Source organism: Rheinheimera pacifica, assembly GCF_900108485.1.
GTDB lineage: Bacteria > Pseudomonadota > Gammaproteobacteria > Enterobacterales > Alteromonadaceae > Alishewanella > Alishewanella pacifica.
The window spans coordinates 1-15,575 of sequence record NZ_FNXF01000002.1 but is presented as its reverse complement, the minus strand read 5'-3'; the positions used below and the strand labels follow the sequence as shown (position 1 = coordinate 15,575).

The following is a 15,575-nucleotide window of genomic DNA, read 5'->3' as shown; positions in this document are numbered from 1 at the left end:
TTATGATAAAAACCATTAAGTTTGTTTTGTTGTTCAGTATATTTACTGGTTGCAGCATGCTGGTAAAAGTAAGCGCCACCAGCCTGGTTGTTGAAAGCTTTAATATTCGTTACGACAACCCTGATGATGCAATCAATGCCTGGCCAAACAGGCAGCAGCTGATATATGCCCACTTAAAAACACTGCAGCCTGATGTGCTGGGTTTACAAGAGGTGTTGCACCATCAACTTAGCTGGTTAAACGAGCAATTGCCTGATTACAGCTACATTGGTGTTGGCAGAGACGATGGGGTTATTGCCGGTGAGTTTGTGCCGTTGTTTTATAATAAAAACACTATTACTAAACTGGATGGTGGCAATTTTTGGTTGTCTGAAACACCCGATGTTGCCGGCTCAATCGGCTGGCAGGCTCAGCTTCCCCGGGTTGCCAGTTGGGGGCATTTTGAAAAAGACGGCAGTGATTTCTTTGTATTTAATGTGCATTTTAGCCATGTAAGCGATTTGGCCCGGCAAAAAAGTGCAGAATTTTTGCTGACACATATTCCGGCTATTGCAGGTAACAAACCGGTTATTTTACTGGGCGATTTTAATATGCTGAACAATAGCGCAGCTTACAAAGCACTCACCTCCAGCCGTTTACTGCCGCTGACCGATACCGCAACTGTGGCAAACGCCGAAGATGTCGGTACCTACAACGGTTTCACTGCAGGCGACAGCAGCCGCATCGACTATATTTTTATCAGTAACGGCTTAAAAAGCCATGACTACCGCACTTATCAACTAGGCGTCGCCGGCGTATATATTTCCGATCATTTTCCTATTTCGACGGTAATTACCTTACCGCAAAAGCCATAATAGCTTGAAGAAAAACCGCCGGTATGGCCGGCGGTAACAGCGGGAGTGTTAGGGCGCGCTTTGCAGGAGTAGCAGACCATGGCCGGCCAGTTGACTGCCATCAAGGTCAAACGCCCAGCTGGCGGTTAAACCGCTGCGGTTAATAGCGCTGATATCCTGCGCGCTGTCACTCAGGTTTAAGATAAACAGGCTTTTACTGCCGTTTAGCTCACGGCTAATTTGCACCACACCATTTGCCAACTGCGTCACAGCATAGCTACCGTCAGTACCCAGCTCTGGCCGTTGTTTTTTCTGTGCAATTAAAAGTTTATAAAGTGACCAGATAGAATCCGGCTGCGCCTGTTGTGCCGCTACGCTGCGATCTTCTGCCTGCAGTTGCTTTGCCAGAAAATCCGGCCACCAGTTAGGGAAGCCTTCACCAAACAGGTCCATTTGTTCTACCCAGCTGCTGTCTGCTTTGGTAAAGCCAGCCTGTTTGCTGTTATCCCATTGCATTGGCGCGCGTTTAAATACGTCATGGCCGCTGCGATCCTGGGTTAGGCCAATCTCTTCACCATAATAAATGTAAGGTGTACCCGGCGAGCTAAATAGCATAGCGGCTGCCAGTTTGGCTTTGGCATCGTGCTGTTTTAACTGATAGGCAATACGTTCCTGATCGTGGTTTGTCAAAAACGGCGCAAAAAAGTGCAGCGGAGCCTCAGACTCAGTACGTTGTTGCACGTTTTGCTGTAATACCGAGGCATCTGCTACTTGTTGTTGTGCTGAGTGCATAGTGCCAAACTGCGCTTCGCCACCGGCGTTGGGTTGCAGTAAGCCAAGAATTTTATAGCCGACTTCAAAATCAAAACCCTGGTCCAGGCCTTTCCCCCCGCCGTAATAGCGCGCCGCTACCGGAATATCTACCCAGGCTTCGCCGACTAAATACGCCTGTGGGTTAACGCTTTTTACGTACTGGTTAAAACTCTGCCAGTAGGCGATAGTTTCATCGGTGTCGGCCTGGGCATCGGGGCCGCCTTCCATCGCAAAACGCACGGCATCCAGGCGAAAGCCGGCTACGCCTTTATCCAGCCAGAATTTAGCCATTTTTTCCATTTCGGCAATAACGTCGGGGTGGCGCAGGTTTAAATCAGGCTGGCTGGCGCCAAAGGCGGCGTAATACCAGGCTTTGCGCGTGTCGTTATAATGCCATACGGCTTCGGGCTTATCATTGTCGCTCCAGGCATGGCCCCAGCCGCTGCCCGCTGGCGGCATATCATCACGCCAGACAAAGTAGTCTTTGTACGGTGCTTCACCCTCGGCTGAGCGTTTAAACCAGTCATGTTCACTGGAGATATGGTTAATCACCAGATCCAATATCACCTTCATGCCTTTGGCATCAGCCGCCTGAATAAAAGCTTCAAACTCGGCCATAGTGCCGTAATCACTTTCTACCTGATAAAACTCGGTAAAGTCATAACCGTGGTATGAGGGTGCCTCAAACATTGGCGTTAGCCATAACGCATTTACGCCCAGTTCCTGCAAATAGGGTAGTTTGGCTGTCATGCCGTTAAAGTCGCCGTGGCCATCGCCACTGGTGTCATAAAAACTGCGTGGCCAGATTTGATAAAACACCGCATGCTGCCACCAGTCTTTAGCAGCCTCACTTTGCTGCACGGCGGTTACAGTTTGTGCAGTATTGGGCTCTGTATTGCTGATTGGTGCAGGCTTACAGCCGGCCAGTAATAAAGACAGCGCCAGTGCGCTTAAGGTAAAAGCTTTCATTGCGTCCCCGTCAGAGTATTATTTTATGCAGCGTGCCAGTATTTAGCACAGCGCGGCAATATGGTGCAGTTTTGCTAATTAATGGTTGGTAATAACGCCAAAACAGTGCAACAACAAGATGAATACGTATGCACAGTTTTGCGTAAAATGGCTGCTATCGTGTAGTTTAGGCCAACATAAGAAGCATCATAATAGAATAAAAATATCCGGGGACCTGTAATGAAACAACCTAAGCTCTCTTTCTGGCAGATCTGGAATCTCAGTTTCGGCTTTCTTGGTGTGCAAATTGGTTTTGCGCTGCAAAACGGTAACGTTAGCCGGATTTTGTCAGACTTAGGCGCTGATCTGTCGTCGCTGTCATTATTCTGGTTAGCAGCACCTATTATGGGTTTGCTGGTGCAACCTATTGTGGGTGCCGCGTCTGACCGTACCTGGAATAAACTCGGCCGTCGGTTACCCTTTATGCTGGGCGGTGCCATAGTCGCCGCGGCTGCCATGGTATTGCTGCCTAACTCGTCAATGATGGTGGCTTTTATTCCGCCAATGCTATTTGGCCTTATTATCTTTGCCATTAAAGATGCCGCCTTTAACGTTACCTTTCAGCCGTTTCGTTCGCTGGTGTCCGATATGGTGCCGGCAGAGCAGCGTAACCTGGGCTATTCGGTGCAAACTTTATTGATCAATATTGGTGCGGTATTTGGCTCTATTTTGCCTTTTGTTTTAACCAATGTGGTTGGGCTTGAAAATGCTTCTAAAGCCGGTGAAGTGGCCCCTTCGGTTATTTGGGCATTTTATATTGGTGCTACGGTATTGCTGGGCTCTGTGCTGTGGACAGTATTTCGCACCAAAGAATACGCACCTGAACAATATTACGCCTATAAAGGGCTGGATTCAGAAGCCCAGACTTTGGCCGAACAGGTGCGCCAGTCGCGTTCACTGGGCGAGAAGTTAACCGATTTCTGGCAAACCATGAAAAGCATGCCGCGTATTATGAAACAGCTGGCGCTGGTGCAGTTTTTCTCCTGGTTTGCCCTGTTTATTATGTGGACCTATTTCCCGGCGGCTATTGCGCAAAATACCTGGGGCGTTGGCGTTGAGTGGTATGACGGCGCTTATATTGCCCAAATGGGTGGGGTGCCGGCGCATATCGCTGCCGCTAAAGGCGCTGCCGGTGACTGGGTAGGTATTTTATACGCCGGTTACTCGCTGTTTGCCGTGCTGTTTTCATTGGTAATGGCCAAACTGGCTAACCTGTTTGGCCGCAAGTTTGTTTATTCAATATCGCTGTTGGCCGGTGGCCTGGGTTATTTAAGCTTTGTGCTGTTTACCGACCCGACCATGACCCATGTAAACCTGCTGATTACTCAGGTAGAAATACCCAAAGGCGCACTTGGCCTGATGATCCCGATGCTGGGCGTGGGTATTGCCTGGGCGGCTATTCTGGCCATGCCATATGCAATACTGGCCGGTGCCTTACCGGCAAATAAAACCGGCGTTTATATGGGTATTTTTAACTTTACTATTGCGGCGCCGCAGATTATCTCCGGTTTAATTGCTGGTTGGATCTTAGGCTCGGTATTCCAAAACCAGGCAGTATATATCGTGATGCTGGCCGGCGCCGCTATGGTGCTGGGGGCGCTGTCGGTATGGCTGGTTAAAGAGCAGGACGATACTGCGGCTGATTAAGCCTGTCAGCGGGCGCTGTAAAAGGTAACGGTATTGCGCCCGCTACGTTTGGCTTCATACAATGCTTCGTCGGCTTGTTTTAGCAAGGTTTGGAAATCCAGGCCACTGAACTGCTTAACATAGGTTGCACCAATACTGATGGTCAGGTTAAGTGGTTTACCATCAACCATACCTGCGTGCTGCTCAACTTGCTGACGCAGGCGCTGGCCAATACAGCGGGCTTCTGCCTCTGAAGTATTGGGCATCACTATGGCAAATTCCTCTCCGCCCATACGGCCGATTAAATCTGTTTTACGCAGCACCTGTGTCAAAATTTGCGCGACCTGCTTTAACGCCGTATCTCCCACGGCATGGCCAAAGGTGTCATTAATGCTTTTAAAATGATCCAGATCCAGCATCATCACCGCCAACTGCGCATTAGCACCATCTTGTGCCAGATAAGCTGACGATTCGCGCAAAAAATGCCGCCGGTTTGGTAGCAGCGTTAGCTCGTCTAAATCAGCTTGTTGCATTAGCAACTGTTCACGGGCGATAAAAAACAATAATGGCAGCAGCACCGCTGCAACGGTGGTAAGCAGAATATGGCTGAGTAAAATCAGTTGTAATAAAGTTACCGCTTGCTGGGGTAACGCTGTATGCCAGTGGCTAAGATACAGATAGATTTCTGCCAGCATGGTTAAAGCGTGCAGTGCCAGCACACTTTGCAGCAACCGGCTGGCGAATTGCGGCTTTGTTAAGGCTTGCAGCAACCGAATACACCAGATACAACTGGCGGTAATGGCAATAGCATTAAGTACGGCAGTACTGTGTGAAACCGTGTAACTGGCGCTTAATAGCAGCAAATAAACTGTGGCACAAATGGCAATGGCTTTTAGCGGCTGCGCTGCTAAAGGGCCGCGGATAAACCGGACTAAACCGGTACCCACCAGTAGAGGCGGCAGTGCCAGCAGCGCATGCGCCAGCAACACACTGAATATAGGTGGCACCTGATGCAAGCGGCTAGCCGCCAACAGGCTGGCGACAACAAAAATCAGGCATGACAGTGCCCAATGCCAAAATGCGCTTTGCTGCGGCTGTAATTTGGCCAGTAACGCCATATAACCGGCCACTAACAGGTTAATTGTCAGTGTCAGAACGATTAATGTGGGTAAATCCAGACCTGGCATATTAAGGCTTGTTAACGGAAAAACACTGAGATTGTAAACACATAGGTAACAATTAGCCAGTGTTTCTATTGTAACTACGTGGCCTGACAGCTAGCGTTATTATTTAATAGCCACGCCGGCAACTTCGGTTACGGTATTGGCATTAGCGCGCTCTATTATTTTCACCAGCACAGACTGAATAGTTTCATCTTCGCGCACATCTTCAGTACTAACAAAGCGTTGCTGTTGCGGCGCTTCACCCTCAGCAGACATAAAACTCACCACCACTTCAGTGGCGCAATCGGCTGTGGCACCAAAATAGGCCAATGAAATATGCGGGTAACCGTCAAAGCCTTTGCTTATCTGCTTTGCAATGCGTTTTTTTGCTTTATCCAGCTTCATACTCAAATCTTGCGCTAATGGGGGCTGGCGAAACTATAACACCAAACTTAACCGGTGGTGGTAGTTAGCGTTTAACTAATAGCCTCCGCGGTTAAACCGGCGCTTTCTTCTCAGGGTGCTACACTTACCTGCCAGTACAAAGTGAGGAGGAAATTGTGATTGTCAGCGATGATCGAATACATCAACCCAGGCTTCATCCTATGCATGGGGTGCTGCTTGCGGGCACTTTAGTATTATTTTTCATCGGTTTGCTCAGTGATCTTGCGTATGCATCCAGCTATCAGATCCAATGGAGCAATTTTGCCTCCTGGCTAATTGCAGCTGGGCTGCTCTTTGGCGGCTTGGCACTGCTGTGGGCCATTATTAATCTGATCCGTGCGGCTGAGCATAGCAGGCCGCTTTTGCTGTATACCGGGCTGCTGTTGGCTTTGTGGGTGCTGGGTTTTTTTAATGCTTTAATCCACGCCAGAGATGCCTGGGCTATTATGCCTGTGGGGCTGATTTTGTCAGTAATTGGCGTTTTGCTCGCTGGCACTACCACCTGGCTTGGCTTCGTCAGGTTCGGCGTGGGAGGTGTAAGATGATTTACCTGCTGTTATATAAGCGCTTATTTGTCGCGGTTGCTGTTGCCGGGCTATTGGCTGCCTGTAGTGGCGAAGATCCGGATCCTGCGCAATATGGCCCAAACCCGACACTGCCCGCGCCGCAGTATGGGCTCTTGCCCGATATGACAATCGCCGAACCGGCGCCATGGGGCGATCTGCTGCCAATGGTGCCGGAGGGGTACACTATTTCGGCTATAGCTACAGATTTAAAGGTGCCGCGGCAGATGTTGCTGCTGCCAAATGGCGATATCCTGATCGCCGAAGGTAAAGGGGGCAATGCATCGGCGCTAAAACCCAAAGATGTGATAGCCGGTTACATTAAATCAAAAGGCACAACCAGCGTTGAAAGCGGGGATCGCTTGACCTTATTACGCGATGCCGATGGCGACGGACGTTATGAGTTCCGCACCGTGTTCGCTGACAACCTTAACGCTCCATACGGGCTGGCGCTGGTTGATAACAAGCTGTATGTGGCGAATCAGGATGCGCTGGTGCGCTTCGATTATCAGGAGGGGCAGACAGAAGCCACAGCGCCGCCGGTCAAGGTTACCGATCTGCCATCACTGATCAACCACCACTGGACTAAAGCACTGGCTGCGAGTGCCGATGGGCGTTTTCTTTACGTCGGTATTGGCTCTAACAGCAATATTACTGAGCGGGGCATGGAAGCTGAAGCAGAGCGCGCAATGATCTGGCAGATTGACGCTGAAACCGGAGCGCACCGGCCCTACGCAACGGGTTTACGCAACCCAACTGCGCTGACGATACAGCCAGAAAGCGGCCAATTATGGGCAGTGGTGAATGAGCGTGACGAGATGGGGCCAAACCTGGTGCCGGACTATCTGACCTCTGTTAAAGAAGGTGCATTTTATGGCTGGCCCTATAGCTATTGGGGCCAGAATATTGATGACCGTGTACGGCCGCAAGATCCGCAAAAGGTGGCATCGGCAATTAAACCTGATTATGCCTTGGGTTCACACGTAGCCGCGCTCGGGCTCGATTTCTCTGTAGCCGCCATGGGAACCGAATTCGCAGAAGGGGTATTTATTGGTGAGCATGGTAGCTGGAACCGTAAAAATCCGGTGGGCTATAAAGTGGTATTCGTACCGTTCCGTAATGGTGTTCCCGCCGGGCCACCGGTAGATTTTGTCACAGGCTTTCTTGGTACCGACGGCAAAACCCGTGGCCGACCTGTCGGAGTAACAGTAGATCCAAAGGGCGCATTAATTGTTGCTGACGATCTGTCCAATACTATCTGGCGCGTGGTGCTTGCTAATGCGGTGCAGCGGGCTGATTAATCATGTCTACCACGACATTGGCTGATTGCACAGCCGATTCCAGCAGCGGCACGCCCTCATAGGCCCAGGAGCCACAAAAAAACACCTGGCGGCCGCTTTGGCAGTGCCATTGCTGAAGGGCCCTATGCACCTGTGCAGTGCCTGGGGTAACCACTGCGCGTTGCAGTGGTATGCGTGCCAGTACGGTATCCGGCTTGGGTTCAAACAGCGGGTTCCAGGTTTGAAACACCGGCGCGCTGTCACTAAGCGTAGGTTCTACCCTGTTAACCCAGACAGTAAACATCGGTTTTGTTAGTGTTCTATCCAGCTGAAAGTTCAGTGCTGTCCAGTCTTGTTGTTTTAGCGGCATAAAGCGGCTGTCCTGATGCACCCAAAGCTCGCCTGAATCAAAGCCAATGTTTTGCAGCATGTCGCGCTCAGCGCCAAACTGGGCGTCATCCAAAAAACTTAGCTGGTTAGCCTGGGTGGCAACAATTACCCGGTCAAACACGCCACCATTGCCACGTTCGTTATAAACCTTTACTCCTTGCCCGCCTGTTTTAACCTGTACTACAGGGCTACCACTATGCAAAGGCAGGCCTTTAGCCAACGCCTGCACCAGTGCTGACGTGCCACCTTCCAGCCGGCAAAGCTGGCTGCTGTACAAAATGCCATTCAGTAATAACAATAACTGCGCTGCCGGCCATTTCAGCAGGTGTTTTTCCTCGCAGGTGCAAATGGTGGTAAGAATGGGTAGCACCAGGCCGCGCCAAAACAGTGGGTCAAAGTTGTGTTGCTGCAAAATGTCAGCCAGCGTGGCATCCTTCAGTGTGGCATCTTTGCTATGGTGCTCAAGCTGGCGGGTTAACCGCCGCAGCTGCCAGATACCCAGCCCTATGCGCAGGGCGTTGCGGTTCAGATAGCGCCACGAGCCAATAAAGGGCCAGCCCAGCAGCGGCACTTCGCCACTGCGAAACCAGGTATGGCGGTTAGTCCAGCTGCAAGAGGTATGGGTTTGCACGTTAAAAGTGCCCACGCCCACTTCTTTGGCCAGCGCAAGCAGGCTGGGCCAGCTTTCGGGGCTCATTACGCGAAGGGGCACATCCACCAGGCCGCTGTTTACGCTAAGGCTGTGAGCATCCATACCATGGTTGTTATGGGTTTCAAATACCGTAACATTATGGCCGGCACAGCGTGCCCGATAAGCCGCCGCTAACCCCGCCATACCGCTGCCAATTACAGCAATAGAGTATGTGATCCCACGTTCAGCCATCAATGCCCTCCCGGTTCGGCTATAAAAGCAACATCTGGCGACGTTGTTTTTAGACAATAGGGCACAGTAAAACACATTTTGGCTTTGTCTGTCGCCAAAGGGCAAAAATGGCAGGGCTGGGTCGGGTTAAAGTGTGCCTACTTCTGTGCGCGATAATAGGCTACCAGCGCATTCGACATGGCAAATAAAGTATTATCAAAAAAATGCAACCGTTTGGTTGCATGTTTGGTTATGCTGTGCTTTAGTTAAGCCGTAGTAAAGCTAAACTCAGATACGGAGCAACTTATGCAAAACACTATTCAGCGTGACCTTACTATTAACGCCACAGCAGAGCGCATATACAACGCCATTGCCACGCCGGAGCAGGTGGTAAAGTGGTTTCCCGATACGTTAACAGGCGAATACCGGCAGGGGGCACAAGCCGTATTCAGCTTTGGTGAAAAACACAGAAGCAGTGTTTATATTGAAGCGGCTAGCCCTTACAACTACTTTGCCTATCGTTGGGTGCCAGGCGGCAATAATTTCATTGGTGAAGTACTCACTGTGCCGCATACTCTGGTCGAGTTTCGTATTACAGAGCTGAAACCGGGCCGCTGCAAAGTCAGCTTAACTGAAACCGGCTTTGCCGATTTACCGTCTGACATCGCCGCAAACAGTCTGGCACAAAATAGCAATGGCTGGGACTTTATGCTGGCGCGGTTACAACAATACTTCAGTGAGGAGGGCAAGTGAGCCAGGCTGCTATTGCACAGATATTTAAAGCATTGGGCGACCCGGTACGGTTGCAGATAGTGCAGCGCTTATCGAATGGCGCAGCACTGTGCCTGGGGGAACTGTCTAAAGATCTCGGCATTAGCCGCCAGGGGGCACGTAAGCAAATTCAGGCACTGGTGTCAGCAAAAGTGGTACAGTTGCACCCGACTGGGCGCGAAGTAAAAGTGCAGCTGGATGCCGCCACACTGGCACAGAGCAAGGCATTTATTACCGCGCTGGAAGCACAGTGGGACGAGCGCTTACAGGCATTAAAGCAGTTTACCGAGCAATGAATGTCAGCTTTGGCGCTACCCCAGCGCCGGTCTATTCGTTCCAGGAGCGCGCCAGAAAGCGCGCCTTACCGCCAGCCAGCACATATATCGCCAGTTCGGTATTGCGCGCCTGTGCCTCAGCGGACTTTAGCCGGGCCAGATAGCGTAAAATTTCTTTTTGCAGGCTTGGCACAAGGCTGTTCCAGCGCTGGCTGGCTGCTGAGTTCTGTTCTAACGCTATGCGAAACCAGTCTGGCATCGGATCAACAGGCCCGGGTACGTAACCGGCATCAAATTGCAGCGCTACCTGCACCACGTCACCAACCCCGGTGCCGGATGCGTTGAGTACATCGGCATGCAGATATAAATAGAAACTGCCGTCACCAACCGGCATCATATTAATCCGCCACGGTGGCTCGGGCTGGCCGTTTACCTGCACCAGTACCGGCAGTGGTTTGCGCCACTGCTCTTTTAGCTGCTTAGCCAGCTCGCCGCTCACCAGTACGTACGGATTAATACCGCGGATGGTGATTGTTGCGTTAAAGGTAATGCCAGTCATTGTCAAATTTCATAGTATTGTTGGCTCCTGCTTGCCCGATGTTTTGCACAGCGGCGGTGCTCATTTGTTGGCTTAATTAAATTGGATCTGAGACAAAGAAGATACCATTAGAAGGTCTGCCTAGATAAACATGGTTTCCCATGTTTGTGCCATTAGCTTCTTGGTCGGCCCCCAGCGGTAACCACCCAGAGCACCACTTTGCTGTATAACCCGATGACAAGGGATCAGCATCGCAATCGGGTTCGCCCCAATGGCGTTACCAACTGCTCTTGCTGCCTTAGGATCCCCGAGCATTGCAGCGACCTGTACGTAGCTGGCCACAGCGCCAGGAGGTATTTTAAGCAGTGCACGCCATACCGCGAGCTGAAAATTGGTGCCTGCTACATGCAGCGACAGAGGCCCCTGCCTGGACGCTGCATGTTGGCCAAAAAAAGCGTCAATGGCATGACGTGTAGCCGGGATGCTTTCTTTGATCGAACTTAAAGGCCAGACGTTATGCAAGTCGTCCAGTAACGCTTCCACAGTATTAAAGCCGATGAACTCTGCCCGGCAAACACCGCGCTGGGTTACTGCTACAAACATAGGCCCCAGCGGGGTAGAGTGTACGCCATATTCTACATTGACCTGCTTTCCCCGATTTTTGTACTCGCCCGGAGTGACTGCTTCAATCTGCACAAAATGATCATGTAGCCTTGAGCTGCCACTTAATCCAATCTCATGTGATACGTCGAGCAGGGAACGGGATTCGTCCAGTAACTTTTTACCCCGTTCCAATGTCAGGACCTGCAAAAAGCGCTTTGGAGTTGTGCCTGCCCAGCGGCAAAAAAGCCGCTGAAAGTGATAAGGGCTAAGGTATATATGGGCGGCAATCTCTGCCAAACTGGGTTGCTCAGCTGCCTTGTCTACCATATAGGCCATAGCTTTCTCAATACGGTCGTAGTCTGACATGACACCGCCTTTTAAACCCGATTTATGGATACACCACCGTCTACCAGCATCGCTGAGCCCGTAGTAAAGCTGGACGCATCGGAAGCCAGATAAAGCGCGGATTGGGCAATCTCCTCTGGCTTAGCAATACGTTTAAGCGCGTGCAGGCTGCAGACAAACTGCCTTTCTTCAGGCGTAGGGGCAAATTCCTGCGCCGCCGCTGTATCAGTTCCACCTGGCAATAATGCATTTACCCGGATGTTATGCGAGCCATACTCACAGGCAAGTACCTGGGTAAGGCCAATCAAACCCGCTTTGCTGGCGGCATAGGCAGACATTCCTGGCATACCCGCTGTATAGCCCACAAAGGTAGAGGTAAAAATCAGGGACCCACCACCGCCAGCCAACATAGCGGGAAGTTGGTACTTCGCCGCCAGAAAAGCACTCGTCAGATTCGTGGCGATAACCTGGTTCCAATCGTGCAAAGACATCTCGGGAACTGGCCCTCTGGCACCTAATATGCCAGCATTATTAAATGCAACGTCCAGGCGGCCAAATTTGGCTAAAGTCTGCTCCACCAGAGTTTTAGCAAATGCCTCTTCGCCAATATCACCTGCTATCGCCAGCACCTGGCCTCCTTCTTCAGTAATAAGATTAGCCAAAGCTTGCAGCTCAGGCTCTCTTCTTGCCGCCAGCACCAACGAAGCACCTTCTCTGGCGAACAGGCGTGCGGTTGCACGACCAATACCTGCACTGGCGCCAGTAATAATAACGACTTTATTCTTCAGCGTATTCATATTCGACCTCTTGGCTCTGTTTGAAATGGGTATCTAGTTGAAACAGAGCCAATTCTAAAAGGTCGCGTCCAGCCTGCCGACCCGGATCTTGCTGAGTTGAAGTGCAGCGTAAGGCTTTAATTAGCTAAGCCGCCTTTTCCTAATGAATTGCTATATTTCCTGTCAGGCAGCAGAATGCTTTAGTTCACCCACCACTCAGCTCAAACATAAAAGGACAGGATTATGACTTTGCATATTGACCTTATTCCAGTGCTCTCCATCATTGCCGGTATTCTGATATTGATCCGGCCGAAGATCCTAAACTATGTTGTGGCTATTTATCTGATTGCCATAGGCGTAATCCAGATTTTTGGCTTGTAAAGTGGATTAACGGGGGGCAGATTAAAATTCAATCTGTAAAGAGACTGATGTTAATCAGCCCCTGATAGTTTGCTAAACCATATATTTTGGCTGGCCAACAGCGAAAGAAGCGGTTTTAATTAAGCCGTTTTTCACTTCGTAAACACATAACATTTCAATTTCGCCTTTGCCTTCGGGAAAATTACGGGTAATCACTTCGTGATCTACTACGATATTTTCCATAACAGCACGGCTTAAAAGGCGGGCATGCAGGTCGGGCTCTGTAAACCGAACCAGCATGCGCTTACGCATCTCCTCATGGCCAGAAGCCAGACATTCGCCGTGTAAAGCAAATTGCTGTGCATCTTCGGCATAGGTACTTAACCAGGCTTCAATGTCTTTATTATTGTAAGCATCCAGCTGGCGCTGAATTAAAGCTGCGTAATCGTTCATTTTACTCTCTCTGATGCAAAGTCTTGATGGGGGGGCGGTCAAAATAAATCCAGGTAACAATGCTGGCTCAATATCGTCAATAATAGCGGCAATCAGGGCAAAAATAAGCAATCAATTTGCTCTGACTGTTTGCTCTTCCTTCCAGCGATTGCCGCTAACAAAAGTGGACAGATCATTGCTTCTTACTCCCTGTTCGCGCAGCACCTTAAGGGCTTTTCTGGCCACCAGTTGGCGTAAATAGAATGGCTGATTCACCACAAAATGATGGATAGTATGGGTACTGCCAAAGTTAAAACAAAATAGCTGCAGCGGCAGAAAATACCAGCGATCCAGAATTTGGGTTTGTTGCAGCAAGTTATGTACGTTGCCATAATAATGCATATGAGAAGTGATAAAGTTTAAACAGAACGAGCGAAGAACGTTAGGGGCGATCAGCACTACCACTGCGAAATCAATGCCTTGCATCAGCCATATTAAGCTGTCCGGATAAGGTGCTGCGCTAATGCCGCCGAAGAGGGCATCATAGGCGTGGAATAACAAAAACACATACCAACAAAGAAAATACAGGCTGGCCAGCGGAAAGCTCGCTTGCAGCAGCTTTTGTACTGAGAAGTTGTCTACTTCGCGGCGCAGAATAGCGCGACGTATAAACAGACCCGATAACCCATCAAACATCACGATAAAACGGCTCAAGCCATAGGCGATACCATTGCCTACCAGGCGTTCTTCCATATCATTGGCGGTGCCGGAGACTTTGTGATGTAACAGATGCATATCGCGCCTGTACCAGGGGCTAACTGTGTTAGGGCGCATCAACCAGGTTACTAGCATCATGCCATGGTAGAGGATTGGCGTATTACGAAAATATTGGCGATGGATTAGATCATGTTCAATTTCATGCGACAGGGATGCACACAGTGCGGCCACGATTATACAGGCCCAGGCTGGGATCAACTGCAGATAATATAAACCAGCGGCAGTTACCATACCCGTTAGTGCAAACAATAAGATACCCAGCCCAAGCCAGTCCTGGTAGCGCAGGATGGGGTAGCGTTCGCGCCAGTATTGTTCTTCGGCACGAATAGCCTGAATGATGCAGCGGATGCGTTGCTGCGGCGATAGCTCATCTGACACTTTGCTTACTGACATATATGTCGCCTTTCCAAATAGACCAGCCTGACAGCTGGAATTAACTAACGGTGGGCTCTTTCTCTGTGCCTGACACAGCGCTGAAAGCAAAGCTTACCGGAGCAGGATTTTAGCCAGCGTTTTATGCTGTTCGATCATTCGGGTAGTTGCAATTGACGCTCACTACGCCAGACGCGGATCAGGCTGATACAATCTGCTTCGCGCAGGTATACCACACGAAACGGCGGCAGGATAATTTCACGGATATTGGCCTGATTAAACTCCGGCACCATCCGGCCGGAATCAGGCTGATTTGTCAGGCGCTGGGCAGCTGCCATAATGTCTGTAACAAAACGCTGACCAATATGCGGCACGCCTTGTTCGAGGTACCAGGCTTTTATTGCCAACAAGTCAGACAGCGCGGACTGAGCAAGCTCTAACCTCACTCAATCAATTCCCAGCAGTTGTTTAGCCTGTTCGGCAGTTACGGTATTGCCATCACGAATATCCGCCAGGCCAGTGGCAATGGCTTTAACAAAGCGCAGTTCTTCAGCGGTGTTTTCGTAATCTTCCAGTGCCTGCACCACGGCAACGCCGCGGCCACGGCTGGTAAGCAGCACTGGCCGGTGGGTGCTATTGGTTTGCGTTACCACTTTACCGGGGTTTATTTTTAAATCCGATAACGGCACTACGTCTTCAGAGAATTTGGTTTGCATCATCAGCTCCTGCTGTTAACAGTAGCCATTAATAGCACCTGTTAAGAGGTGCCGTCAAGCGAGTGAAAACTGCCAGGCCTCTTTAATCAGCGGTTCAATGTGTTTAAACTCAACCAGATTGGTAATTTTAGCGACATGAGTAACTTGTTTGCCGTTAGCAACAATTTTAATAAAAATCGGGTTGTCGATTCGGCGGCTAAGATGTATTGCTACCCGCACTGCGTTTTGCATGACCGACAGGTCGACAAAGATGCGGCGGCTGCGAAACAGTACATAGCGGTCGCGGGCGACTGTTTCTACTTTGCCAAGCTTATTAATAAAGCTTTCTATCGCCCGATAAACCTCAATAACCGCTTGCGGCCTGTCACGCAGCACATCAGCACTATTGCCGGTGCCACAAGCATGGCGCTGATTTTTTCGGCTAAACTCGCGTGCACATTTCGGGCATTGCCATATTTCCCTGGGCATTCCTACCTCTGATAAAAGGCATTAGGGGAGTTTGAGTTTAGCTTGTGGAGCTAATTAGCTACGACCCTGAGGTATCCCCACAAAATTGCTAGTTAAAACAAAAAGATGAAATCAGAAGGAACATTCATGGCGTTCAGTGATCAGATCTATCGCCAAACAA

19 protein-coding genes are annotated in these 15,575 nt (G+C 50.1%); 7 read left to right on the top strand and 12 right to left on the bottom strand.

The genetic code is table 11. From position 1 onward, the window contains the following. The first annotated feature begins 2 nt into the window (after nt 1-2). Nucleotides 3-854 (top strand): endonuclease/exonuclease/phosphatase family protein, encoded by an 852-nt coding sequence (locus tag BLW68_RS02625; RefSeq protein WP_177172143.1) that lies wholly within the window; start codon nt 3-5, stop codon nt 852-854. Nucleotides 855-902: 48 nt separating this feature from the next. On the opposite strand, the gene BLW68_RS02620 is transcribed toward BLW68_RS02625, so the two are convergent. Next, on the bottom strand, nt 903-2,615 hold the full coding sequence (locus BLW68_RS02620) for an alpha-amylase family glycosyl hydrolase (protein ID WP_092789946.1): 1,713 nt from the start codon (nt 2,613-2,615) through the stop codon (nt 903-905). A gap of 219 nt (nt 2,616-2,834) precedes the next feature. On the opposite strand from BLW68_RS02620, the gene BLW68_RS02615 reads away from it, so the two are divergent. Continuing rightward, the gene (locus tag BLW68_RS02615; protein ID WP_092789943.1) at nt 2,835-4,301 is read left to right on the top strand and encodes an MFS transporter; all 1,467 of its coding nucleotides are present in this window, start codon (nt 2,835-2,837) and stop codon (nt 4,299-4,301) included. Nucleotides 4,302-4,306: 5 nt separating this feature from the next. Here the strand turns inward: BLW68_RS02615 and BLW68_RS02610 are convergent, their stop codons facing one another. Beyond that, nucleotides 4,307-5,467, bottom strand: coding sequence for a GGDEF domain-containing protein (locus BLW68_RS02610; protein ID WP_092789941.1), 1,161 nt, complete (start codon nt 5,465-5,467; stop codon nt 4,307-4,309). A gap of 99 nt (nt 5,468-5,566) precedes the next feature. Beyond that, nucleotides 5,567-5,848, bottom strand: a complete 282-nt coding sequence (locus BLW68_RS02605) for a hypothetical protein (protein WP_092789939.1) — start codon at nt 5,846-5,848, stop codon at nt 5,567-5,569. Nucleotides 5,849-6,003: 155 nt separating this feature from the next. On the opposite strand from BLW68_RS02605, the gene BLW68_RS02600 reads away from it, so the two are divergent. Beyond that, a complete protein-coding gene (locus BLW68_RS02600; protein WP_092789937.1) occupies nt 6,004-6,432 on the top strand; it encodes a DUF2231 domain-containing protein in 429 nt (142 codons plus the stop codon). Beyond that, entirely contained in the window at nt 6,429-7,751 is a 1,323-nt protein-coding gene (locus BLW68_RS02595; RefSeq protein ID WP_092789935.1) for a PQQ-dependent sugar dehydrogenase, read from the top strand. Before BLW68_RS02600 ends, BLW68_RS02595 begins: the two co-directional genes overlap by 4 nt. On the opposite strand, the gene BLW68_RS02590 is transcribed toward BLW68_RS02595, so the two are convergent. After that, on the bottom strand, nt 7,726-9,003 hold the full coding sequence (locus BLW68_RS02590; RefSeq protein WP_092789933.1) for an FAD-dependent oxidoreductase: 1,278 nt from the start codon (nt 9,001-9,003) through the stop codon (nt 7,726-7,728). The two genes, BLW68_RS02595 and BLW68_RS02590, sit on opposite strands and share 26 nt — an antisense overlap. 285 nt (nt 9,004-9,288) lie before the next feature. On the opposite strand from BLW68_RS02590, the gene BLW68_RS02585 reads away from it, so the two are divergent. Both BLW68_RS02585 and BLW68_RS02580 read left to right on the top strand, forming a co-directional pair. Next, the gene (locus BLW68_RS02585; RefSeq protein WP_092789931.1) at nt 9,289-9,735 is read left to right on the top strand and encodes an SRPBCC domain-containing protein; all 447 of its coding nucleotides are present in this window, start codon (nt 9,289-9,291) and stop codon (nt 9,733-9,735) included. Continuing rightward, entirely contained in the window at nt 9,732-10,049 is a 318-nt protein-coding gene (locus BLW68_RS02580) for an ArsR/SmtB family transcription factor (RefSeq protein ID WP_092789929.1), read from the top strand. The genes BLW68_RS02585 and BLW68_RS02580 overlap by 4 nt, the downstream gene beginning before the upstream one ends. 31 nt (nt 10,050-10,080) lie before the next feature. Here BLW68_RS02580 and BLW68_RS02575 read toward each other — a convergent pair whose 3' ends face one another. The 3 genes from BLW68_RS02575 to BLW68_RS02565 all read right to left on the bottom strand — a co-directional run bounded on the left by BLW68_RS02575 (nt 10,081) and on the right by BLW68_RS02565 (nt 12,311). Continuing rightward, nucleotides 10,081-10,587: a YdeI/OmpD-associated family protein gene (locus tag BLW68_RS02575; protein ID WP_092789927.1), complete on the bottom strand. Its 507-nt coding sequence runs from the start codon at nt 10,585-10,587 to the stop codon at nt 10,081-10,083. Between the two features lie 120 nt (nt 10,588-10,707). Next, nucleotides 10,708-11,535: a bifunctional transcriptional activator/DNA repair enzyme AdaA gene (locus BLW68_RS02570; RefSeq protein ID WP_092789925.1), complete on the bottom strand. Its 828-nt coding sequence runs from the start codon at nt 11,533-11,535 to the stop codon at nt 10,708-10,710. A gap of 11 nt (nt 11,536-11,546) precedes the next feature. Beyond that, the gene (locus BLW68_RS02565; protein WP_092789923.1) at nt 11,547-12,311 is read right to left on the bottom strand and encodes an SDR family oxidoreductase; all 765 of its coding nucleotides are present in this window, start codon (nt 12,309-12,311) and stop codon (nt 11,547-11,549) included. A gap of 222 nt (nt 12,312-12,533) precedes the next feature. Between BLW68_RS02565 and BLW68_RS02560 the strand changes: the two genes are divergently transcribed. Then, nucleotides 12,534-12,671, top strand: coding sequence for a DUF3096 domain-containing protein (locus BLW68_RS02560; protein WP_092789921.1), 138 nt, complete (start codon nt 12,534-12,536; stop codon nt 12,669-12,671). A 72-nt stretch (nt 12,672-12,743) separates the two neighbouring features. Here BLW68_RS02560 and BLW68_RS02555 read toward each other — a convergent pair whose 3' ends face one another. The 5 genes from BLW68_RS02555 to BLW68_RS02535 form a co-directional block, all read right to left on the bottom strand. Further along, entirely contained in the window at nt 12,744-13,103 is a 360-nt protein-coding gene (locus tag BLW68_RS02555; protein ID WP_092790634.1) for a nuclear transport factor 2 family protein, read from the bottom strand. 111 nt (nt 13,104-13,214) lie between these two features. Continuing rightward, on the bottom strand, nt 13,215-14,252 hold the full coding sequence (locus BLW68_RS02550; protein ID WP_092789919.1) for a fatty acid desaturase: 1,038 nt from the start codon (nt 14,250-14,252) through the stop codon (nt 13,215-13,217). 134 nt (nt 14,253-14,386) lie between these two features. Beyond that, a complete protein-coding gene (locus tag BLW68_RS02545; protein WP_092789917.1) occupies nt 14,387-14,677 on the bottom strand; it encodes a type II toxin-antitoxin system RelE/ParE family toxin in 291 nt (96 codons plus the stop codon). After that, a complete protein-coding gene (locus BLW68_RS02540; protein WP_092790632.1) occupies nt 14,678-14,947 on the bottom strand; it encodes a type II toxin-antitoxin system Phd/YefM family antitoxin in 270 nt (89 codons plus the stop codon). Nucleotides 14,948-15,001: 54 nt separating this feature from the next. Next, entirely contained in the window at nt 15,002-15,415 is a 414-nt protein-coding gene (locus BLW68_RS02535; RefSeq protein WP_092789915.1) for a DUF5655 domain-containing protein, read from the bottom strand. Nucleotides 15,416-15,575 lie beyond the last annotated feature (160 nt).